Below are 20791 nucleotides of genomic sequence, written 5' to 3'. Positions count from 1 at the left end.
TCCTTTTATTCACCCCCGCGCCGGAAGGAAAGGGGGCATCGGCGGAGCCCGGCAACCACCGACGAACCGTTGTACCTGGCGGCGCCCGCCTGCTCGATCCGTTCGTACCGTTCCAAAAGAGCCTCCAGCACCAGCCGGATCTCCATCCGGGCCAGCGCCGCGCCCAGGCAGAAGTGCGGGCCGAACCCGAAGGCCAGGCTCGCCGCCGGAGGCCGCCGGGCGATGTCGAACCGGCCGGCGTCGGGGCCGAAGGCCGCCGGATCCCGGTTGGCCGCCCCGTACAGGAGCATGACCTTGTCGCCCTCGGCGATCTCCGCCCCGCCCAGCACGATCGGACGGGTCGCCGTGCGGAGGAAGTAGACGACCGGCGAGGTCCAGCGCAGGATCTCCTCGACGGCGGTCGGCAGCAGCTCCTCCGGCCGGGCCCGCAGCGCCGCCCACTCCTCCGGCCGCTCGGCGAACGCCAGCAGCCCGCCCGAGAGCGAATGCCGCGTCGTCTCGTTCCCGGCCACGAGGAGCTGGATCAGGAACATCACCAGCTCCATGTCGGTGAGCTTGTCGCCGTCCAGCTCCAGGGTGGCGAGCTGGGAGATGACATCTTCACGCGGGTCCGCCCGCCGCGCGTGCGCCTCGCCGATCAGGTAGGTGCCGCACTCGATCCGGAGCCCGGTCCGCTCGTCCTCGGTCAGGTCGGGGTTGGCGCCCGGGACGATGGCCTCCGACCAGGCGTGGAAACGTTCCCAATCGGTCTCCGGGATGCCCAGCAGCAGGCAGATCACCTGCAGCGGCAGCGGCACCGCGAAGCGTTCGACCACGTCGAACGGCTCGTCGCCGGGCACCGCGTCCAGCAGCGCCGCGATCCGGTCCCGGACGGCCCCCTCCAGGCGCCGCAGCACCGAGGGCCGGAACGCGGGGGCCACCAGCCCCCGGTAGCGGGTGTGATCCGGTGGATCGGTGTGCATGATCGTCGGTGGCGCGTCGTAGGAGTGCCCGATCTCGGGGATGAGGATCCCGTCCCGCGACCGGTACGTGGCGGGATCGGTGACGGCCGCCATCACCTCGGCGTGCGTGCCGGCGACCCACAGCGGCAGCTCCGGATGCTTCACGGGCGGCCGCCCGTGAAGGCGCTCGTAGAGCTCGACCGGATGCCCGTCCCCGAACGACCCGTCCGGGAAGTCCTTCGGGATCACGGAAGGATGCCCTCGGGCCGCGGGATCCCGGCGGCGTCGCACATCGCGAGGTAGGCGTTCAGCGTCGACTCGCCGTCCACGACGCCGCTGATGTTGCCGTCCGCGTCGTACTCGATGAACGCGCCCTCGATGATGAAGAGGATGTCGCTGTCCTCCTCGATCATCAGCGTGTGGACCGATCCCGGCGGCTCGTGGATGAACGTCCCGGCCACATAGTCGATCCCGTACTCGGCGTACTTCCACCGGCCCGAGAACGTGTAGGCGTGCACGCTGCCCGTGTGCTTGTGCGCGGGGAGCTGGAACGGGGCCTTGAACCGGTTGCGGACCACCCAGGTGTCGGGCGAGACCCGCAGCACCTGCAGGCCCACCGGCCCGGCGTTCACCCAGGGAAGATCATCGGCATGCACGAACCCGACCAGCGGGCCGATCGTCTCAGTCATGATCAAACGCTAGGTAGGGCGGCGTTCGCGCGCAAGGGTTGTCCGTGTACGTCCCGGTTCGCGGTCCACAGATCGGGTAGGAGACGCTGCGGCGATGTGGGGGGCAGCCGATTCGAAAGGGTGAAGATGTCCACGGGAGTCGATCCGAGCACGCTGACTGACGAGGATCTTCTGCGGGAGCTGGGGAGCCTGTACGACACGAGGCTCGACGCCTTGCGGCACGCCGCCGTCCAGGCGTTCGGCGAACACACCAAACGCATGAACCTGCTCGAGGCGGAGTACGTCCGGCGCCGCCCGGCCCGGGAGATCGATCCCGGCCGCCTTCGCGCCGGCGCCCGCGCCCGCTGAATCGCGATCCGCGACGCCCGGCGAGGCTTTGCACCGTCCTCGCCGGGTGCGGAGCATGCGCGGCGACGGACCCGCCACGAAAACAAGCAAGCCTTTGGTTGGCCGGATGCGGACAGGACCTCTTGGCGGGAAGGGAGGATCTCTGCTGCGGTAGGAGAGGTCTTCGAGAGGGGTGCCGTCGCATGCGCCGGGTTCGTTATGGTCCGCGTACCGCCGAGGAGCTCCAGGCCGCGCGCGAGGCTCGCGCCCGGATTCCCGACATCTGGTCCACCGGGGTCATCGCCGTGTGGGAGACCGATCCCGACGCGGTCGCGCAGGTGCTGCCGCCGCCGCTCAAGCCGGCCGGGCGGTCGCTCGCGCGGGCCACGATCAGCCGCGTGGAGCTGCCCGGCGGGCATGTGCTGGGTGCCGGCTCGGTTGCCGTGCGGGCCGTGCACGACGGGCGGGAGGGTGACTATCCGCTGGTCATGCCGATGACGACGGAACGGGCGCTGATCGGCGGGCGGGAGGTCTTCGGGGAGCCCAAGAAGCTCGGTGAGGTCGTGGTGCGGAGGGACGGAGATCGCGTGAGCGCGGAGCTCGCGCGGCATGGTGTCTCGTTCGTGGTGGTGGCGGGCGAGGTGACGGAGGAGCTGCCGTTGCCGGGGCCGCATGAGAACTTGGACTTCTACTTCAAATTCCTGCCCGCGCCTGACGGGGATGGGTTGGACGGTGACGCGGCTCTCGTCCACTGCACGCGGCGGGGGAGGACGCGGTCGCTGCACCGGGTGGCGGGCGAGGTCGTCCTCAACGAGTCGCCGTACGACCCGGTGGCGGATCTGCCGGTGCGGCGGCTGGTGGAGATCACGCTCGGCGAGCGCACCTCCGTGCAGGAAGGGCGGATCGTCGAACGGGTGGCGGCGGAGGCCGTGCTGCCGTTCGTCCACCAGCGGTACGACGACCCGATGCAGGCCCTCGATGCTTGACCTGCGCGGGAAGGTCGCGGTGGTCACCGGCGGCGCGGGCGGCATCGGGCTGGCGATGGGCCGGGCGTTCGCGGCCGAGGGCATGCGGGTGGTGCTCGCGGACGTGGAGGAGCCCGCGCTTTCCAAAGCGGCCGGGGAGCTCGGCGCTCTGGGCGTGGTGGCGGACGTGACGTCCGAGGCGTCCATGCGTGAGCTCGCCGATCGGGCCTACGACGCGTACGGCGCCGTCCACGTGCTGTGCAACAACGCGGGCATCGGGCCCGCCGCGGCGCCGCCGATCTGGGAGCAGGAGATCGGCGACTGGCAGTGGGGCCTCGACGTCAACGTGGTGGGGATCCTGCACGGGCTGCGGGCCTTCCTGCCACGGATGATCGCTTCCGGGGAGCCGGGGCACGTCGTCAACACCGCCTCGGGGAATGGGGGTATCGCGCCGATCCCGTCTGCGGCCGTCTACGCGGTGACCAAGGCCGCCGTGGTGACACTCTCGGAATGCCTCTACGGGCAACTGGACGGCACCGGGATCGGGGTCTCGGTGCTCTTCCCAGGGCCGCACATGGTGCGGACGGGGATCTTCACCGCCGAACGCAACCGCCCGGAACGGTACGCGCGCACCTCCCCGAGCCCGCCCGCCCGGACCGCCGACGAGATCGCCGAGGCGATGCGCGCGCACGGCCTGGAGCCGGAGTTCACGCCGGTCGAGGAGGTCGCGGACCGGGTGGTCGAGGGGGTGCGGGACGGCCGCTTCTGGATCCTGCCGCCCAGCGACCGCACCGACGCCATGATCCGCGCGAGGGCCGAGTCCATGCGTGCCCGATCCGCCCCCACCTACCTGCGCTGAGCGAGGAGAGCGGCATGAAGCCCTATTTGATCATCTCGGCGGACACGCATGCCGGGCTGCCGACCGAGCGGTACCGCGAGTACCTGGATCCCGCGCGGCACGAGGCGTTCGACGGGTTCCTCGCCCAGCAGACGGCGATCGCCGACGCGCGCAAGCAGCTCGGCCTGCAGAACGAGGAGTTCGCGGGCGCCTGGTTCGAGGAGCACGAGGAGGAACTGCGGGCGGGCTGGGACGCGGCCAGGCGTGATCAGGAGCTCGACAAGGACGGCGTGGTCGGCGAGGTCATCTTCCCCGACGCCGATGCCGTGGCAGGCGGCACCGCCGCTCCGTTCGGGGCCGGGCTGGGGATGGTCGGCGCGGACTACGAGCCGGAGCTGGCGCTCGCGGGCGCGCGGGCGCACAACCGCTGGCTGGCCGGGCTGTGCCAGGACTCGCCGGCGCGGCGCAGGGGCGTCGTCGTCGCCCCGATCGTGGGCGACGTGCCGGGCGCGGTCGCGGAGATCCGCCGGGCGCACGGGGACGGGCTGCGCGGCGGCATCATGATCCCGTCGATGTGGGGCGAGGGGGAGAAGCCGTACCACGACCAGGCGTACGACCCGGTGTGGGCGGTGTGCGAGGAGCTGGGCCTGCCCGTTCACACGCACGTCGGAGCCGCGCCGCGCAACGAGCTCGGCACCCACCTCGGGCTGTACGTGACGGAGGTGGTGTGGTGGTCCGTCCGGCCGCTGTGGTTCCTCATCTGGACGGGCGTCTTCGAGCGCTTTCCAGGGCTGCGCTTCGGGGTCACCGAGGCCGGCGCCTGGTGGGCGGGCAACCTGCTCTGGCAGATGGACGTCGCGTACGACCGCGAGCACGGCACCCAGAAGCTCGCCTCGTTCGGCGAGCACATGAGGCGCAGGCCGTCGGAGTACTTCGACGCGCACTGCTTCATCGGCATGTCGACCCCGAAGCGCCGCGAGCTGTCGCACCGGTACGAGATCGGCGTCGGCAACCTCCTGTGGGGCAACGACTTCCCCCACCCGGAGGGCACCTGGCCGCACACCCGTGACTGGCTGGCGCACGCGTTCGCCGACATCCCGGTCGACGAGACGCGTGCGATGCTGGGCCTGACCGCCGCGCAGACCTATGGCTTCGACACCGCCGAGCTCCGGGCGCTCGCCGACCGGATCGGCCCGACCCCCGGCGACCTCGGCCAGGACAAGGCCGACACCTCGATCTGGAACGCCGCCCGCGAGACCGGTCGCCACTGGCTGACCGGTCCCGATGTCCCCGCCGTCGTCGGAGCCGCCAGGAGGGCTCGATGAACCAGGCCGCCGCCTCGAACCAGCTGATCATTTCCGCCGACTCGCACGCGGGCGCCGACCTGCTCGACTACCGGCCGTATCTGGAGTCCCGGCTCCACGACGAGTTCGACACCTGGGCCAAGGGTTACGTGAACCCCTTCGCCGATCTCCAGGCGCCCGAGGCGGCCCGCAACTGGGACTCCGACCGGCGGCTGCGCGAGCTGGAAGAGGACGGCATCGTCGCCGAGGTGCTCTTCCCCAACACGATCCCGCCGTTCTTCCCGTCGGCCAACCTCACCGCCCCGCACCCGACCCCAGGGGAGTACGCACTGCGCGCGGCTGGGCTCAGGGCGCACAACCGGTGGATGGCCGACTTCTGCGCGCAGGCGCCCGGCCGCCGCGCCGGGGTCGCGCAGATCATGCTGAACGACGTGGACGACGCGGTCGAGGAGATCCGGTGGGCCCACGCGGCCGGGTTGACCGGTGGCGTGCTCGTCCCCGGCGTCGCCCCCGGCGCGTCCGTTCCCCCGCTCCACTCGGAGGTGTACGACCCGATCTGGCGGACGTGCGCCGAGCTCGGCATGCCCGTCAACCACCACGGCGGCACGGGCGCGCCGGGCCTGGAGCCCAACCCCGTCTCGCTCGCGGTCTTCATCGTCGAGGTCAGCTGGTACGCGCACCGCGCGCTCTGGCACCTCATCTTCGGCGGCGTCTTCGAACGTCATCCGGACCTGCGGTTCGTCCTGACCGAGCAGGGCTCCGACTGGATCCCGGGGGTGCTGAAGACGCTCGACTACTACTACTCGCGCTTCCGCTCCGGCGACGCGACGGCGGAGGCGAAGTTCGGCGGCCCGGCGGCCGCGCGGCTCTCGCTCAAGCCGAGCGAGTACTTCGCGCGCAACTGCCACGTCGGCGCCACGTTCATGAAGCCGTCCGAGACCCCGTTGCGGTACGAGATCGGCGTCGAACGGCTCATGTGGGGCAGCGACTTCCCGCACGACGAGGGCACGTTCCCCTACAGCCGCGAGGCCCTGCGCCGGACGTTCCACGACGTGCCGCCCGAGGAGAAGGCCGCCATCCTCGCCGGGAACGCCGCGCGGGTGTACGGCTTCGACCTCGACGCGCTGCGCCCCCACGCCGACCGCGTCGGCCCCTCCGCCCAGGAGCTCGCCAGGCCGCTGACCGAGCTGCCCGAGGGCGCCACCAGCCCGGTCTTCAACCCCGAAACGATCATCCGCGCCTGGTAAAGCTTCGCAAGATAGATCGCGCGTCGGTGCGTCCCTCCCGGGGCGCCGTGCCACGCTGAGCCTCTCCCCCCGACCGTCAGGACCCGTCACGGCTCGTCGTTCTCGGGGAGGGGTGGCCGCGCTGTGGGTGGAGCGAGAAGGAAGCCCTTTCGGATCCACGGCGACCAGCCGGGCTTGGCCGAGTGCGCGCTCCGCTGGTGGCCGCTCGTCGCGGGCACGCTGGCGGTGACGGCGATCCTGCTCGGCACCTATCTGGTGGCGGGCATCGGCCCGCGTTCCCAGGGCGCGGCGGCCGCCGAACGCCCCACGCGACCCACGCCCGCCTTACCGCGGCCCCGCGCCGACCGCTCCGTGTCCGATCAGGCGCCGGAGCCTCCGGCGCTCGGCGTCCATCGCCGCATCAGCACGTACACGACGCGCTACAAGGCCGCCGAGCCGCGCGTCCGCAACATCCAGATCGCCGCCCGCGCGCTGGACGGAACGCTCGTCCGGCCCGGCGCCGTCTTCTCGTTCAACCGCGTCGTCGGGCCCCGCACCCCCGGCCGCGGCTACGTTCCGGCGCCCACGATCGTCGGCTCCCGGATGGTGAACGACGTCGGCGGCGGGATCTGCCAGGTCTCCGCGACGTTGTTCAACGCCGTCTTCCAGGGCGGCATGAAGATCGTCAGATCGCGGCCGCACTCGATGTGGCTGCGGGAGTACCCGAAGGGCCGCGAGGCGGCGGTCGCCTACCCGCACCTCGACTTCACCTGGCGCAACGACACGGGGTGGCCGGTGATGATCCGCGCCTCGTCCACGGGCACCTCGCTGACCGTCAGCCTGTGGGGCACCCGCCGGTACACCGTCCGTACCGAACGCTCCAAGCCCTACGCGTTCGTCCCGTTCACCTCGACGATCGATCGCCGTCCTGGCTGCGTCGTGATGGCCGGGGGACGGGGCTTCCAGATCGACGTGTGGCGCGTCTTGCTGAGGGACGGGCGGCGGGTGCGCAGAGAGAAATTCCACACGGCCTACGGTCCCCAGGCTCGGGTGCGCTGCGGCTAGGGCGTGTCTAGGGTGGGCGGCATGTCGCTGAACGAGGGCACGTACGAGCTGGGACCGGACAACGGGCGGCTGCTGCTCAAAACCAGCCGCAGCGGGCTGGGACGTCGCGCCGGTCACGACCTCACGATCGAGGCCACCCGGTGGTCGGCCACCGCCACGATCGCCGCCTCCGCCGATCCCGCCGGTTCATCGGTCGAGGTGACCGTCGAGACGGACGGTCTGGAGATCCGGGAGGGAGCGGGCGGCGTGCTGCCCCTCTCCGATTCCGATCGCAGCGAGATCAAGAAGAACCTGCGCAAGGTGTTGCAGGCCGACCGCCACGCGACGATCACCTTCCGGTCCACGGCGGTGGACGGTACGGCCGAGAAGTTCTCGGTCGAGGGCGAGCTGACCATCATGGGACGGTCCGAGTCGCTGGTCGTCGGGGCCGCGGCGGCGGACGGCCGCGTGCGGGGCGGCGCGACCGTCCGGCAGTCCCGCTGGGGCATCAAGCCCTACTCGGCCTTCTTCGGCGCGCTCAAACTGGCCGACGACATCGAGGTCGCCTTCGACCTGGCCCTCTGAGGCGAGCCCTCTGCAACGGAACCGTCAGCCCACCGGGCCCTGGTGACGGGCGGCCCGGGTGAACTGGTCGTCCAGCGTGCGCGGGAACGGGACCAGTCGGTGCCGGTCGCGCCAGGGGGCGAACTGGCGCACCACGTTGAACCCGGCGGCCGTGATGATCCGCGCCGCCCGGCCCGCCAGCGGCCAGGCCGGGTAGACGTCCAGGTGGGCGATGTCGGCGGGCAGCGCGGCCGGCCGCCGCGGGGCCACGAGCGTGAGGTCCGGGCTGAGGCCCTCCAGCGCCGCCGTCTCCCGGGCGTACGCGACGAGTTCGAGGATCTCCTCGTCCGGCCCCGAATGGACGATCAGCCAGCCCGTGGGGCCCCGCACGTCCACCACGGGCCGCGCGGGCGGATCGGTGAGCCACAGCGGGGCGACCTCGCGCGACACCGCCTCCAGATGGGCGTGATGATCCGGGGTCAGCGGTTCGAGGACGAACGTCAGGTCGAAGCGCGGCGGGTCGGCGGGCAGGACCGGCCGGTAGTTCTCCCAGCGCAGGAGCCGCGCCAGATGGACGACCCGTGTCCCGGCCGGGATCGCGGCCGCCGTGAGCTCGCCCCGGAGCCCCGCCGGGAACGCGTCGACGATCAGGTCGCGGGGCGCCAGGGCGGCCAGCGTCTCGGCCGTCCAGCGGGTCAGCCCGGCGCGGTCCAGCCCCCGCGGGGCCCGCCGCACCGGCAGGTCGCCGACCACCCGCGGGTCGCCGGCGAACGGCGAGTCCGACAGGAGCGTCACCGGCTCGTCCCAGCCGAGGGTGTGCAGCGCCGCCCGGATCCGGGTGAGATGGCCGAGGCCTCCCCCGTCCACACAGCAGACGATCAATTGTCAGCCCACCTCGCCGAGGACCGCCAGGTAGCCGGCCGTCTCGCCGGCCGGGGTGAAGTCGCGCCGGACCCGCTCGGCACCGGCCGCGCCGAGCTTGGCCAGCTCCGCGCCGGTGGCCCGGGCCGCCCGGTCGATCGCGGCCCGGCAGGCGTGCGCGTCGCCCGCCGGGAAGGTGAAGCCGATCTCATCGTCCGCCACGTCGGCCAGGCCGCCCGCGTCCGAGGCCAGCAGGGGCACCCCGAGCGCGGCGGCCTCCAGCGCCACGTTCGGCATCCCGTCGTAGAACGACGGCAGCGCGGCCAGGTCGCACGAGGCGTAGACGGCCGGCAGCTCGTACCGCTCCATGAACGGCAGGACCGAGTGCGGGACGGCGTCGCCGCGCGCGGCCAGCCATTCCGTCACGGTCTCCTCGACCTCGCCGACCAGCAGCAGATGGAAGGCCTCGGCGTGGCCGGAGGCCCAGAGGGCGTCGAGGAGGAAGCCCACGCCCTTCTTGTTCTTGAGCTGGCCGATGAGCCCGATCGTGCGCCGCCCCGAGGCGACGTGCTCGGCCCGCCAGGCGTTCGCCCGGTCGCGTTCGGAGGGCAGGATCTGCCAGTCGGTCATGTCGACGCTGTTGGGCACCCACGTCACGGCCGCGTCCGGCGCCAGCGCGGAGATCAGGGGACGGTGCGAGCGGGCGACCACGCAGACCCGCGCCGACGCGGCCAGCGCGTCCCGCAGGACGTCACGGCGCCGCATCGAGAACGCGCCGATGTCGATGTCGTTGCCGCGCAGAAGCGTGATCAGCGGCGCCCGCAGCAGCGACGCGTACAGCGGGGCGCCGAGCATCGCGTACGTGCCGCCGAACGCGACGACGTGGCTGTACGAGGTCTGATCGGCCGCCAAGGCCGTCCAGAGCCGCCGCAGGGCGTGCTCCGGATCGTTCTCCAGCGGGGCCGAGAGCAGGCGGCCGCCGTGCTCGCGCTCGATCTTCCATGGCCGGGCGCGCCGGGTGAGGTGCGCGACGTCGACCTCCACGCCCGCGGCGCGCAGGCCGCGCACGACGCGGTCGCACGACTGGGCCATCCCGCCCTGGCTGGGCGGGTAGTGCTCGGTGAGCCAGAGGATCCGTGCCATCAGCTGTCCACGAACCCGCCGTCGTCGTCCGAGCCGTAGTCGCCCGAGCCCGACGACCAGTCGTCGCCGGGGTTGAAGGTGCCCCGGTCGTAGGAGTCGAGGCTGGTGTACCAGGCCGCGTCGCTGTAGGTCTGCGAGCTGCGGTGGTAGTGGTGGCGCCGGTAGCCGCCGACCCAGCGCGGGTCGTGCGGGTCCTGCGCGCCGTAGCCCGCGGCGGCGGCGCACTCCGGGCACAGCCCGTTGGCGTCGACGTGCGCGGCGCAGATCGGCCGGCGGCACTGCGGGCAGGACGCGACGGCCGCCCGGCCGCATCGGCCCAGCACGAAGAAGCCGGTGGTCACGGTGCAGGGGGTCACCCGGTCCTCCTCGTCGCGCCTCCCGGCGGCGTCCAGCGGAACAGCTCCGTCGTCACGTGCAGGATCTGCTCGGGCAGCGCGCGCTCGTCGGCCGCGCCCATGAGCTTGGCGCTCGCCCGGATCAGCGTGCGCCGCCCACCCCGCGCTGTGTTGTCCGAGGGGGGACGACCCCCCGCACCCCCCGGAGCGGCTCCGCCGCGCACTTTGACCGTGACCCAGCGCGGCGGCGGGGTGGCCGGGCACTGGGTGACGGCGCCCTCGGGCAGCTTCCGCGAGACGCTCACCCGCTGCACCGTCTTCGTCTTCGTCTTGGTCTTGTGCTTGCCGCTCTGGCTGGTCTTGTGGACCCGCCGGTAGCGGATCTTGTCGACGACGGTGAGCTCCAGCACGCTGCCGTCGCGCAGCTCGGCGCGCATCCGCAGCCACGGATCCCACGCCCACCACTCGACGATCTTGCGGACGCGATGCCGGTTGCCGGGGTACGTCTGCTCGTGCGAGAGCTTGCCCTGCACGTTGGGGCCGCGCAGGTCGGCGGTGACGCCCAACATCCCGTCCGGCCGCATGTCGGCGGCGAACACCCGGATCAACGGCACCAGCACCGTGCGCGCCCGGTCGGGCGGGGCCCACTTGCGCCGCCGCACCACCGCGTCATGCCCGGCCAGGCTCTGGATCAGCCGCTCCCAGTCGCCCGGCCGCATCGAGACCGACAGCCCCCGCTGCCAGATCAGCTCCTGGTGCAGCGGGTGGAACTTCTCGATCGCAGCCTTCTGCTTCCGCCAGAACACCGTCCACCCCAATCGTCGGCGCGATCGTACGGTAGACCCCGGCGAGGCGTTCGCGCGAGTGTGGCCAGGTCAGGCCGTCCGCGATCCGCCGCTGTGCCCGCTCGCCCATGGCCCGGGCCTGATCGGGATACTCCAGCAGGATCCGGATCGCGCGGGCGAGCGGCGCGGGCCGGTCGGCGGGGACGAGCCGGCCGTGCTCGCCGTCGGTCATCAGCTCGCGGACGGCGGGGAGGTCCGAGGCGACGACCGGGGTGCCCGCCGCCATCGACTCCAGCACCTTGAGCGGCGCGCAGCCCTGGTCGAGATTGCGGGCGCAGCCGGTGAGCGGCGCTACCGACACCTCCGCGTTCGCCAGCCAGGCCGCCACCTCGTGGTGCGGCAGGGTGAAGCGCCAGTCGATCCGGCCGTCCACGCCGAGGCGCTCGGCCAGGCGCCGCAGCGGCTTGGCACGCCGCTCCGCCACCGACGAGCAGATGACGAGCCGCAGATCCGGCAGATCGGCCAGCCGGGTGAACGCGCGGAGCAGGACGTCGAGCCCCTGCCACGGCTGGAGGGCACCGACATAGACGATGTAGCGGCCGGGGGCGTCCGCGGGGCGGGCGGGCCGCGCCGTCACCTCGGCCCCGTTCGGCACCAGCGTGATCTTGGCGTCCGGAACGCCGATCCGGCCGACCGCCTCGGCGATCACGTTCGACGGGACGACCACGGCGTCGCTGCGCTCCAGGCAGAACCGCTCCAGCTCGCGGATCTTGGCGAGCGTGCTGGGCGCGGTCAGCGGCCAGGTGTGCCGCATCTCGATCGACGGCAGCCCGTTGACCTCGTACACCACCCGGTGCCGCCGCCCCGGCGCGGTGACGGCGGGCAGCGCGCCCCACGGGTCGCGGACGTGGCAGACCTCCAGCGACGCCAGGTGCGGCTCCAGATGACCGGCGACCCAGCCGGAGAACGCCTCCGTCCGGTCGATCAGGTTCGGGATCTCCGCCTCGAACCGCGCGATCTCCCGGTCGCCCTCCCGCTGGTAGCGCGGCAGCCCGCCGCCGCCGATCGCCGCCAGCAGCCCGCCGCCGAAGCGCGTGAACAGCTCGTCCGCCATCTGCGCGATGTGGACCGCCGAACCCTTGCTGGACGGGAACCGGTCGAACGCCACGTACGCGGCTCGGTGCCTGATCATCGGGCGCCCACCCGGAGGGACCGGTGCCAGGCGATCTGGTCGCGCAGGCCGTCGGCGAGCCCGGTCCGGGCCGACCAGCCGAGCAGCCGCGCCGCCCGGCCGGTGTCGGCCCAGGTGCGTTCGGCGTCGCCGGCCACGGGCTTCTCGGCCCGGATCTCGGCGGTCACCCCGAGGGCGCCGGTGATCAGCCCGATCGCCGTCCGGACCGACACCGGCTCGGGGTGCCCGATGTTGATCGCGATTCCGGGCGGCAGCTCGGCCCCGGCGGCCGTGACCGTGGCCGCCACCACGTCCCGGACGTGGGTGAACGAGCGCGACCGGTGACCGTCGCCGAAGACCGGCAGCGGGCGCCCGTTCAGCGCCGCCTCGATGAACCGGTGGAACGCCATGTCGGGACGCTGCCGAGGGCCGTACACCGAGAAGTAGCGCAGCAGGACCGCGGGCAGGCCGTCGCGGGCGGCCCGGACGGTCAGCCGCTCCACCTCGGCCTTGCTGTGCGCGTAAGGGCTGGCCGGGGCGAGCGGAGCATCTTCCCGGTGCGGCCGGTCTCGCGCGGACCCGTAGACCGACGAGCTCGACGCCACGATCACCCGTGGCCGCCGCTCCGCGCAGGCCTCCAGCAGCCGCCTGGTCGCGGTCACATTGTCCCGGTGGACGACCGCCTCTCCCGGCCCCCATGAGCTGCGGACACCGGGGCGTCCGGCGAGGTGTACGACGGTGTCGGCCTCACCGAGCTTGGTGAGGTCGTCCTCGGCCAGATCCGCCTCGATCGGCGTCACGCCCGGCGTCTCGGCGAGGAGGGCCCAGGTCCGTGCCGCGATCTCGGGTGCGAGTGAGCGCGTGGGCGCGTCGACGGCGAGCACCTCGTGCCCGGCGCCTGCCAGCGCCCCGGCCACCTGGCTCCCGATGAACCCGGCCGCTCCCGTCACCACCACTCGCATCCGTGCACATTAGGGCAAGAGGGACTCCAGTCGCGCCACGACCTCGGCGGGCGCGATCTTGACGGTCTCGCCGGTGGCCCGGGTGGTCACCTCGACCACGCCCTCGGCCAGGCCGCGCCGCCCCACGGTGACGCGGTACGGGATGCCGGTGAGCTCCACGTCCCGGAACTTCACCCCCGCCCGCTCGGCCCGGTCATCGATGATCACCTCGATGCCGGCGGCGCCGAGCCCGGCGTAGATCTCCTCGGCCGCGGCGGCGGTCTCGGCGTCGTCGGACTGGGCGATCACCACGGCCACCTGGAACGGCGCGACCGCGACCGGCCACACGATGCCCTTGTCGTCATGGTGGGCCTCGACGATGGCGGCCATCGCCCGCTCCACCCCGATGCCGTAGCTCCCCATGATCAGCGGCACCCGCTTGCCGTCCGGGTTCAGCACCTCGGCGCCCAGCGCGCGGGCGTAGCGGTCGCCCAGCTTGAAGATGTGGCCGACCTCGATCGCCCGCTCGATCCGCAGCGGCTCGCCGCAGCGCGGGCAGGGCTCCCCGGCGGCCACCTCACGCAGATCCGCCCAGGTGCCGACCGGGATGTCGCGGTCGACGTCGACCCCGCGCAGGTGCACGTCGTCGGTGTTGGCGCCGGTGAACATGCCGCGGCGGCCGCGCAGCGCCTCGTCCGCGATCACCGGGTGGCCGGTGACGCCGACCGCGCCGAGGCTGCCCGGCAGCGCGCCGAGCGCGTCCTGGATCTCCTCCGGCACGGCGGCCCGGATCGAGGTGGCGCCGGTCGCGTCGACCAGCTTCTGCTCGTTCAGCGGATGGTCGCCGCGAAGCAGCACGAGCGTGAGCCGGCCGTCCAGCAGGTAGACCAGCGTCTTGATCTGCCGGTCGCCCGCCGCGCCGTGGCCGGTGGCGAGATCCTCGATCGTGCGGACGCCCGGCGTGTCGAACGGCTCGGCGGAGGCCTCGCCGGGGCCGTCGTCCGCCTCGGGCAGGCGGGACGTCGCCTTCTCGATGTTGGCCGCGTAGCCGCAGCCGGGGGAGTGCACGACGAGGTCCTCGCCGATCTCGGCCGGGCACATGAACTCGGTCGAGCCGGAGCCGCCCATCGTCCCGCTGGACGCGTCGACCGCGAGGGCGGGGATGCCGAGCCGCTCGAAGATCCGCACATAGGCGCCGTGGTAGGCCTCGAACGAGGCGTCCAGGCCCGCCTGGTCGAGATCGAAGCTGTAGGCGTCCTTCATCGTGAACTCGCGGACCCGCAGCAGGCCGCTCTTGGGGCGCGGCTCGTCCCGGAACTTGGTCTGGAACTGGTACCACTGCTGCGGAAGCTGCTTGTAGGAGCTCAGCTCCTGGGCGATCGTCGCGAAGATCTCCTCGTGCGTCATGCCGAGGGCCAACTCCGCGCCGCGCCGGTCCCTGAGCCGGAACATCTCCTGGCCCATCAGCTCCCAGCGGCCCGACCGCTGCCAGATCTCGGCCGGATGCATGGTGGGCAGCAGCATCTCCTGCGCCCCGATCCGGGCCATCTCCTCCCGGATGATCTGGATGACCTTGGCCCGCACCCGGACCGCGAACGGGAGCAGCGAGTAGTGACCCGCCGTGAGCTGCCGCACATAGCCCGCGCGCAGCAGCAGTCGGTGGCTCGGGGCGTCGGCCTCGGCCGGATCGTCCCGCAGGGTCGGAGTGAACGTCTGCGACCATCTGGCAGGCGCAGCCTGTCCTTGTATTGGGTGGTGGGCGGGAGCTGTGGGATGGCGCATCTGCGGACGATAACAGCGCGGCACCGAAGGCTTATTGAGTCCTGGCTATGTCGCCCGACTTAGTACCCTCGTTGCGTGAGTCGAGAAGGTGTGACACCGCAGAGCGAGGATTTCTCCGCCTGGTACAACGAGCTGGTCGTGCAGGCGCAGCTCGTCGACCGTGGCCCGGTCCGGGGCACGATGGTCATCCGGCCGTACGGGTACCGGATCTGGGAGCTGCTCCAGGCCGACCTGGACCGGCGGATCAAGGACTCGGGGCACGACAACGCGTGCTTCCCGATGTTCATCCCGGAGTCCTACCTCAAGCGCGAGGCCGAGCACGTCGAGGGGTTCTCGCCGGAGCTGGCCGTGGTGACGATCGCCGGCGGCAAGGAGCTGGAGGAGCCGCTGGTCGTGCGGCCGACCTCCGAGACGGTCATCGGCGAGTACATGGCCAAGTGGATCGACTCGCACCGTGACCTTCCGCTGCTGCTCAACCAGTGGGCCAACGTGGTCCGCTGGGAGATGCGGCCGCGGCTGTTCCTGCGCACCACCGAGTTCCTCTGGCAGGAGGGGCACACCGCCCACCTCGACGAGGACGACGCGATGCGCGAGACCATGTGGGCGCTGGACGCCTACGCGCAGGTCGCGCGCGAGCTGGCGGCGATCCCGGTGGTGGCGGGCGAGAAGACCCCGGGCGAGCGGTTCGCCGGGGCGGTCCGCACCTACACGGTCGAGGGCATGATGCGGGACGGGCGGGCGCTGCAGTCCGGCACCTCGCACTACCTGGGCACCAACTTCGCCAAGGCGTTCGAGATCCAGTACCAGGACGAGGCGGGCAAGCTCCAGCTCGCCCACACCACGTCCTGGGGCATGAGCACCCGCATGATCGGCGGCGTGATCATGACGCACGGCGACGACAAGGGCCTGGTGCTGCCGCCGCGGCTGGCCCCGTACCAGGTCGTGATCGTCCCGATCGGGCGCAAGGAGCAGGGCGAGCTGGCCGCCGCCGAGGCGCGCAAGCTGGGTGCCGCGATCAAGGCGATGGGCATCCGCGTGCACGTGGACGACAACCGGCCGCAGCTGTCGCCGGGGTTCAAGTTCAACGAGTGGGAGATGCGCGGCGTCCCGGTCCGCATCGAGCTCGGCAAGCGCGACATCGAGAACGGCGTGGCGACCCTCGCCCGGCGCCTCCCGACCGTGGAGGGCCAGGGCAAGGAGCAGATCCCGCTGGAGAAGGTGCCCGAGCTGCTGCCGGGCATCCTGGCCGACTTCCAGTCGTTCCTGCTGGCGCGCGCCGAGGCGTTCCGCGACGAGCACACCGCCACGGTCGACTCCTGGGACGCGTTCACCGGGCAGGTCGCCACCGGCTGGGCCGACGTCTTCCACTGCGGCCGGCCGGAGTGCGAGGACGAGATCAAGGCTGACACCGCCGCGACGCCGCGGGTCATCCCGGCCGACGCGCCGGAGGCTACCGGCGAGTGCGTGAAGTGCGGCCGGCCGTCCGCGTACGGGAAGCGCGTGATCTTCGGCAAGGCCTACTGAGCCAGGGCCGGGCCTCGGCCCGGCCGGCGGCGGGCCCTTCCTCATCCGATGGGGAAGGGCCCGCTTTTTTCGTGTGCCTCGTGTTCTTCGGGTGCGCGGGTTAGCACGTCGCTTGAGAGGGCGCATCGGTTTACCGGCGAACGTGGCCGGATGTGGCCAATGTGATGGGAGTTATCCCAGGAACTCTTGCCGGGTTTTGGGGCCTTATGTGCAACATGTGGTGCTTCGTGATCGACTCCGCGTGCGGCGACGCGTGCGGAGAAGTCCCCCCGCTCCCCCAGGAGGCACCCGCGAATGAGTAAGGCGTCGAAGTCCAGGCGATCCCTGGCAACGCCCGTCATCGCCACCGCGGCACTGGCCATCGGTGTCGCGCTCCCCGCCCAGGCCCTCGCGCAGGCTCAGTCCGCCGATGAGGGCGTCGTCCGCTACGCCGGTGCTCCCAACGCCGTCCCGGGCGACTACATCGTGGTGCTGAAGGACACCGCCAAGACCCGCGACAAGGGCGTCCCCTCCGTCGCCCGCACGCTCGCGAGCAAGCACGACGGCACCGTCCGCCGTGTCTTCCGCACCGCCGTGCGCGGCTTCTCGGTGCGGCTGGAGGCGCGGCAGGCGCGGCGCATGGCCGCCAGCTCGGACGTGGCGTTCGTCGAGCAGAACCGCGTTTTCAAGATCAACTCAGCGGCCCCGGCCGCCCCGCAGGCGGATCCGCCCTCGTGGGGCCTGGACCGGGTCGACCAGCGCAAGCTCCCGCTCGACAAGTCCTACAACCCCACCGCCACCGGCAAGGGCGTCAACGCCTACGTCATCGACACCGGGGTCCGGCTCACCCACTCGACCTTCGAGGGCAGGGCCACCAGCGGCTACGACTTCGTCGACAACGACAACGACGCCACCGACTGCCAGGGCCACGGCACCCACGTGGCCGGGACGATCGCCGGGAAGGAGTACGGGCTGGCCAAGGAGGCCAATGTCGTCGCCGTCCGGGTGCTCGGCTGCGAGGGCAGCGGCTCCACCGCGGGCGTCATCGCCGGGGTGGACTGGGTCACCAAGAACGCCAAGAAGCCGGCCGTGGCGAACATGAGCCTCGGCGGCGGGGTCTCGGCGGCTCTGGACGACGCGGTCAAGAAGTCGGTCGCCTCCGGCGTGACCTACGCGCTCGCCGCGGGCAACGACAACAAGGACGCGTGCGGCTCGTCGCCGGCCCGCGTGCCCGAGGCGATCACGGTCGGGGCCACCGACGTGCGGGACGCCCGGTCGTCGTTCTCCAACTTCGGGTCGTGCGTGGACATCTTCGCGCCGGGCTCGGACATCACCTCGTCCTGGGTCACCGACGACAACGCCTCGCGCAGCCTGAACGGCACGTCGATGGCCAGCCCGCACGTCGCGGGCGCCGCGGCGCTGTACCTGTCGGCCAACGCGTCGGCGACCCCGGCCCAGGTGGCCGAGGCGCTGGGCGGGAGCGCGACCACCGGCGCGGTGACGAACGCCGGAACCGGCTCGCCCGACAAGCTGCTCTACGTCGGCGGCTGATCGCGGACCATCCGGTGCGGGGTGTCCCATCGCGCGCGGCGGTGGGACACCCCACCCGGGGTTCCAGGCGATCGGCTCGCCGCGGTCAGGAGTCGCGGCCGTGCTCCAGGGACCGGCGGGTCATCAGGGGCTGGACGAACCAGGCCCAGGCGCTCAGCAGGACGACCGCGATCGCCGTGGCGATGGCGGCCCCGGTCCCGCCCAGGGTCTTGACGATCAGGGTGGTGGAGGCGGCGATGGCGAGGGCGAGGGTCAGCGCGCCGAGGATCCCGAACCGGTTGGCCCGCCTGATCAGCAGCGGCTTCTGGTTCTGCTGGAACAGGATGCGGTGCTGGATGGTCGGGGCGATGAAGAAGATCGAGGCCAGTGCCGTGGCGAAGAGGGCGATGTAGAAGAGCGCCCGGCCGCGGTCGTCCACCCGGGTGAAACCGGGGGCGAAGGGCACGGTCAGCAGGAAGGCGAAGAGCACCTGCACGCCCGTGACCGCGACGCGGAAACCCTGCAGCAACTCCATGAGCTGCCGGTCGAGGCGTTCGTGCTCGGTCTCGTTACGGGTCTTCGTGGCGGCGTCGGACGGTGATGCGGTTCCCATAAGGGGCAGATACCCCCCAAATGGGCAATCTCACTTCCGCCTCAGTTGAGCGGAGAAGGAAGCCTGCGCACCGCCAGCATCGACACGTCGTCCCGGAGATCCCCGTCGCAGTAGTCGACCAGCCGCCGCTCGACCGCGTTCAGCATGTCCTGGAGCGGCGCGGCGGCGTGGCCCGCCAGCACCTCCAGCAACCGCTCCTGCCCGAACTGCCGCCGGGACAGGTCGCACGCGTCGAGGACGCCGTCGGAATGGAGGAACAGGGTGTCGCCCACGGCGAGCTCGATCGCCTCCGTGCCCACCTCGAAGTCGTCGAAGAGGCCCAGCGGCACACCGCCGCTGGAGGCGTACCGGACCATCCCGTCCGGCCGGATCACGATCGCCGGGGGGTGCCCCGCCGAGGCGAGGGTCGCCGTCACCCCCTCCTCGTCGATGGCCAGCCCGGCCATCACCGCGGTCACGAAACGTTCCTCGTCCAGGAGGCTCTGGTTGACCATGGACAGCACCTCGGCCGGATCGGACTTCCAGCCGGACAGCGTCCGCACGCCGTGCCGGGCCGCCGCCGTCACCGCCGCGGCCTCCTGCCCCTTGCCGCAGACGTCGCCGAGGACCATGCCCCACCCGCCGCCCGCCCTCGGGAAGACGTCATAGAAGTCGCCGCCCACCTCGATGCCGTGCGTGGCGGCGCGGTAGAGCCCCGCCACCTCGACGCCCGGGATCGTGGGAAGCCGCTGGGGGAGCAGGCTCGCCTGCAGGGACACGGCGACCTCGTCCCGGCGCTGGTAGAGCCGGGAGGCCCGGATGACCAGCGCCAGATAGCGCCCGAGCCGCTGCGCCACGCCCAGATCGAGGAGATCGAGCGGGCCGTGCTCGCCGCTGCTCGCGAGCGTGATCGTCCCGATGCAGCGGTCGCCGTCCTCGACCGGGACGCACAGGACCGAGGTCGCGCCCATCTTGACGCAGGCCGGCTGGCCGTCGGCGCAGACGCCGAGCAGATCGAGGTCCTCCACGTGCGGCCGCAGCGCGCTCTGCCGGGTGGTGAACACCGTGTAGGGCAGCGTGCCGGGCTCGGGGGCGAGCTGCTCCAGGCTGTGCACGGTCTCGTCGCCGCGCTCGTCGGGCTGCCCCATGACCACCACGCGCCGCAGATCACCGCTCGCCTCGGCGGCGGCGGCCGCGGCGCGCGCGCCCTGCCCGGACGCCGACGCCGGGCCGGGCCGGGGCGGCATGAGGTCGATGAACACCCACTCGGTCATCTCGGCGGTCAGCAGCCGGGCGCAGCGGCGGACCGCCACGTTCTCGTTGAACACGGGCTCGTCGAGGAGCAGCTCGGACGCGGTGGCGAGCACGTCCATCCGGTGCACCAGCGAGGCCATGGCCTCGTCGTCGCGGTCGCCGGGAGCGGGCGCGGACCCGGCGGCCGGCACCGCGGGCGCCGGTGCGGGCCGCCCGCCGGTCGCCGGAGCCTGACCGGAGGCGGCGGCCTGCGAGCCGCCGGCCGGAGAGGCGGTGGCGCCCGCCGCGACGATGACCATCGGATCGGGCTCGCCGCGGATCCACACCCGGGCCATGGTGACGACCGCGTCGACCGGGTGCTCGCGGCCGAGGAAACGGACCTCGGTGCGGCGCCGCCGGCCGGTGCGGACGACCGCGGCCAGCTGCGACCGGAGCGCCGCGCGGGTCGGCAGGTCACAGAACGCGATGAACTGCTTGCCGGAGACATAACCGGGCGAGGTGCCCAGCAGCGCCGCGGCCTGCTTGTTGACCCGGCGCACACCGGCGTCGCGGTCGAGCAGGAAGAGCGGCACCGGGGCGTCCTGGAAGACGGTGCGCAGCACGCGGCGCTCGGTCTCGGCCGTCGCCGACCGGCCGGCCGCGTTCGCCTGGTCGGCGCCCATCGTCCGCAGCGCCGTCAGCGCGAGCTCCAGCTCGACCAGCGCCGCGTCGAGGGTGGCCCGCAGGTCGGGCGCGGGCATGTTGGCAGCCTGCCGCAGCTCTTCGATCCGGCCTTCGAGATCGCTGATCTCGCGCAGGATCGTCTCCGGTTCGAGCTGTTCGGCCATGTACGGTGCTCCAGGTTTTCGTCAGCGAGGCAGGCGGGGTCAGGGCCCGTACTCGGATCGAACGTCCCCCGCCGGCCTTGGTCGCCGTGCGCAGCCTATTCCTGTTGCGCGCGCCTGGCCTAGTGGCGGTCAAGGTGCCCGTGCGGCGACTCACGGTGACGCGGGCGCC

The 20791-nt window shown here is 72.3% G+C and carries 20 protein-coding genes; 9 read left to right on the top strand and 11 right to left on the bottom strand.

What is annotated here, in order from left to right; genetic code table 11:
• Positions 1–5 precede the first annotated feature (5 nt).
• Together ACGFNU_RS45415 and ACGFNU_RS45410 are read right to left on the bottom strand one after the other, a co-directional pair.
• Positions 6–1190, bottom strand: coding sequence for a cytochrome P450 (locus ACGFNU_RS45415; RefSeq protein WP_392602900.1), 1185 nt, complete (start codon positions 1188–1190; stop codon positions 6–8).
• Complete coding sequence (locus ACGFNU_RS45410) at positions 1187–1630, bottom strand: 2,4'-dihydroxyacetophenone dioxygenase family protein (RefSeq protein WP_392602899.1); 444 nt, start codon at positions 1628–1630, stop codon at positions 1187–1189. The genes ACGFNU_RS45415 and ACGFNU_RS45410 overlap by 4 nt, the downstream gene beginning before the upstream one ends.
• A 126-nt stretch (positions 1631–1756) precedes the next feature.
• On the opposite strand from ACGFNU_RS45410, the gene ACGFNU_RS45405 reads away from it, so the two are divergent.
• The 7 genes from ACGFNU_RS45405 (at position 1757) to ACGFNU_RS45375 (ending at position 7919) form a co-directional block, all read left to right on the top strand.
• The gene (locus tag ACGFNU_RS45405) at positions 1757–1978 is read left to right on the top strand and encodes a DUF6158 family protein (RefSeq protein ID WP_392602898.1); all 222 of its coding nucleotides are present in this window, start codon (positions 1757–1759) and stop codon (positions 1976–1978) included.
• A gap of 182 nt (positions 1979–2160) precedes the next feature.
• The gene (locus ACGFNU_RS45400) at positions 2161–2943 is read left to right on the top strand and encodes an acetoacetate decarboxylase family protein (RefSeq protein WP_392602897.1); all 783 of its coding nucleotides are present in this window, start codon (positions 2161–2163) and stop codon (positions 2941–2943) included.
• Positions 2936–3781, top strand: coding sequence for an SDR family NAD(P)-dependent oxidoreductase (locus ACGFNU_RS45395; protein WP_392602896.1), 846 nt, complete (start codon positions 2936–2938; stop codon positions 3779–3781). Before ACGFNU_RS45400 ends, ACGFNU_RS45395 begins: the two co-directional genes overlap by 8 nt.
• A 14-nt stretch (positions 3782–3795) precedes the next feature.
• Positions 3796–5085 (top strand): amidohydrolase family protein, encoded by a 1290-nt coding sequence (locus ACGFNU_RS45390; protein ID WP_392602895.1) that lies wholly within the window; start codon positions 3796–3798, stop codon positions 5083–5085.
• Positions 5082–6311, top strand: a complete 1230-nt coding sequence (locus ACGFNU_RS45385; protein ID WP_392602894.1) for an amidohydrolase family protein — start codon at positions 5082–5084, stop codon at positions 6309–6311. Before ACGFNU_RS45390 ends, ACGFNU_RS45385 begins: the two co-directional genes overlap by 4 nt.
• Before the next feature lie 123 nt (positions 6312–6434).
• The gene (locus tag ACGFNU_RS45380; RefSeq protein ID WP_392602893.1) at positions 6435–7355 is read left to right on the top strand and encodes a VanW family protein; all 921 of its coding nucleotides are present in this window, start codon (positions 6435–6437) and stop codon (positions 7353–7355) included.
• Between the two features lie 21 nt (positions 7356–7376).
• Positions 7377–7919, top strand: coding sequence for a YceI family protein (locus ACGFNU_RS45375; RefSeq protein ID WP_392602892.1), 543 nt, complete (start codon positions 7377–7379; stop codon positions 7917–7919).
• Between the two features lie 24 nt (positions 7920–7943).
• On the opposite strand, the gene ACGFNU_RS45370 is transcribed toward ACGFNU_RS45375, so the two are convergent.
• Genes ACGFNU_RS45370 through ACGFNU_RS45340 form a run of 7 tightly spaced genes read right to left on the bottom strand, consistent with a single transcriptional unit; the run spans position 7944 to position 14916 of the window.
• Positions 7944–8765 carry a hypothetical protein gene (locus tag ACGFNU_RS45370; protein WP_392602891.1) on the bottom strand — a complete coding sequence of 274 codons (822 nt, stop codon included), beginning with the start codon at positions 8763–8765 and terminating at the stop codon, positions 7944–7946.
• Between the two features lie 18 nt (positions 8766–8783).
• On the bottom strand, positions 8784–9902 hold the full coding sequence (locus ACGFNU_RS45365) for a glycosyltransferase family 4 protein (RefSeq protein ID WP_392602890.1): 1119 nt from the start codon (positions 9900–9902) through the stop codon (positions 8784–8786).
• A complete protein-coding gene (locus ACGFNU_RS45360) occupies positions 9902–10258 on the bottom strand; it encodes a hypothetical protein (protein ID WP_392602889.1) in 357 nt (118 codons plus the stop codon). The genes ACGFNU_RS45365 and ACGFNU_RS45360 overlap by 1 nt, the downstream gene beginning before the upstream one ends.
• Positions 10255–10983: a hypothetical protein gene (locus tag ACGFNU_RS45355; RefSeq protein ID WP_392603011.1), complete on the bottom strand. Its 729-nt coding sequence runs from the start codon at positions 10981–10983 to the stop codon at positions 10255–10257. Before ACGFNU_RS45355 ends, ACGFNU_RS45360 begins: the two co-directional genes overlap by 4 nt.
• The gene (locus tag ACGFNU_RS45350; RefSeq protein ID WP_392602888.1) at positions 10907–12214 is read right to left on the bottom strand and encodes a glycosyltransferase family 4 protein; all 1308 of its coding nucleotides are present in this window, start codon (positions 12212–12214) and stop codon (positions 10907–10909) included. The genes ACGFNU_RS45355 and ACGFNU_RS45350 overlap by 77 nt, the downstream gene beginning before the upstream one ends.
• Positions 12211–13155: an NAD-dependent epimerase/dehydratase family protein gene (locus ACGFNU_RS45345; RefSeq protein WP_392602887.1), complete on the bottom strand. Its 945-nt coding sequence runs from the start codon at positions 13153–13155 to the stop codon at positions 12211–12213. The genes ACGFNU_RS45350 and ACGFNU_RS45345 overlap by 4 nt, the downstream gene beginning before the upstream one ends.
• Positions 13156–13164: 9 nt before the next feature.
• Positions 13165–14916, bottom strand: a complete 1752-nt coding sequence (locus ACGFNU_RS45340; RefSeq protein ID WP_392602886.1) for a proline--tRNA ligase — start codon at positions 14914–14916, stop codon at positions 13165–13167.
• Positions 14917–14991: 75 nt separating this feature from the next.
• On the opposite strand from ACGFNU_RS45340, the gene proS reads away from it, so the two are divergent.
• The gene (proS, locus tag ACGFNU_RS45335; RefSeq protein ID WP_392602885.1) at positions 14992–16440 is read left to right on the top strand and encodes a proline--tRNA ligase; all 1449 of its coding nucleotides are present in this window, start codon (positions 14992–14994) and stop codon (positions 16438–16440) included.
• A gap of 294 nt (positions 16441–16734) precedes the next feature.
• Entirely contained in the window at positions 16735–17970 is a 1236-nt protein-coding gene (locus ACGFNU_RS45330; protein WP_392602884.1) for a S8 family peptidase, read from the top strand.
• 85 nt (positions 17971–18055) lie between these two features.
• Here the strand turns inward: ACGFNU_RS45330 and ACGFNU_RS45325 are convergent, their stop codons facing one another.
• Together ACGFNU_RS45325 and ACGFNU_RS45320 are read right to left on the bottom strand one after the other, a co-directional pair.
• The gene (locus tag ACGFNU_RS45325) at positions 18056–18562 is read right to left on the bottom strand and encodes a DUF6328 family protein (protein WP_392602883.1); all 507 of its coding nucleotides are present in this window, start codon (positions 18560–18562) and stop codon (positions 18056–18058) included.
• 41 nt (positions 18563–18603) lie between these two features.
• Entirely contained in the window at positions 18604–20622 is a 2019-nt protein-coding gene (locus ACGFNU_RS45320; protein ID WP_392602882.1) for a SpoIIE family protein phosphatase, read from the bottom strand.
• Positions 20623–20791 lie beyond the last annotated feature (169 nt).

The sequence above is a fragment of the Spirillospora sp. NPDC048911 genome, from assembly GCF_043198015.1.
Lineage (GTDB): Bacteria > Actinomycetota > Actinomycetes > Streptosporangiales > Streptosporangiaceae > Spirillospora.
Note: the sequence above shows the minus strand (reverse complement) of the source record. Positions and strands in the feature narration are given on the sequence as shown.

Coding starts and splice junctions, on each gene's coding strand:
- ACGFNU_RS45405 (WP_392602898.1), top strand. CDS start 1,757: ATGTCCACGGGAGTCGATCCGAGCACGCTGACTGACGAGGATCTTCTG.
- ACGFNU_RS45390 (WP_392602895.1), top strand. CDS start 3,796: ATGAAGCCCTATTTGATCATCTCGGCGGACACGCATGCCGGGCTGCCG.
- ACGFNU_RS45365 (WP_392602890.1), bottom strand. CDS start 9,902: ATGGCACGGATCCTCTGGCTCACCGAGCACTACCCGCCCAGCCAGGGC.
- ACGFNU_RS45325 (WP_392602883.1), bottom strand. CDS start 18,562: ATGGGAACCGCATCACCGTCCGACGCCGCCACGAAGACCCGTAACGAG.
- ACGFNU_RS45340 (WP_392602886.1), bottom strand. CDS start 14,916: ATGCGCCATCCCACAGCTCCCGCCCACCACCCAATACAAGGACAGGCT.
- ACGFNU_RS45410 (WP_392602899.1), bottom strand. CDS start 1,630: ATGACTGAGACGATCGGCCCGCTGGTCGGGTTCGTGCATGCCGATGAT.
- ACGFNU_RS45320 (WP_392602882.1), bottom strand. CDS start 20,622: ATGGCCGAACAGCTCGAACCGGAGACGATCCTGCGCGAGATCAGCGAT.
- ACGFNU_RS45395 (WP_392602896.1), top strand. CDS start 2,936: ATGCTTGACCTGCGCGGGAAGGTCGCGGTGGTCACCGGCGGCGCGGGC.
- ACGFNU_RS45385 (WP_392602894.1), top strand. CDS start 5,082: ATGAACCAGGCCGCCGCCTCGAACCAGCTGATCATTTCCGCCGACTCG.
- ACGFNU_RS45375 (WP_392602892.1), top strand. CDS start 7,377: ATGTCGCTGAACGAGGGCACGTACGAGCTGGGACCGGACAACGGGCGG.
- ACGFNU_RS45400 (WP_392602897.1), top strand. CDS start 2,161: ATGCGCCGGGTTCGTTATGGTCCGCGTACCGCCGAGGAGCTCCAGGCC.
- ACGFNU_RS45330 (WP_392602884.1), top strand. CDS start 16,735: ATGAGTAAGGCGTCGAAGTCCAGGCGATCCCTGGCAACGCCCGTCATC.
- ACGFNU_RS45345 (WP_392602887.1), bottom strand. CDS start 13,155: ATGCGAGTGGTGGTGACGGGAGCGGCCGGGTTCATCGGGAGCCAGGTG.
- ACGFNU_RS45350 (WP_392602888.1), bottom strand. CDS start 12,214: ATGATCAGGCACCGAGCCGCGTACGTGGCGTTCGACCGGTTCCCGTCC.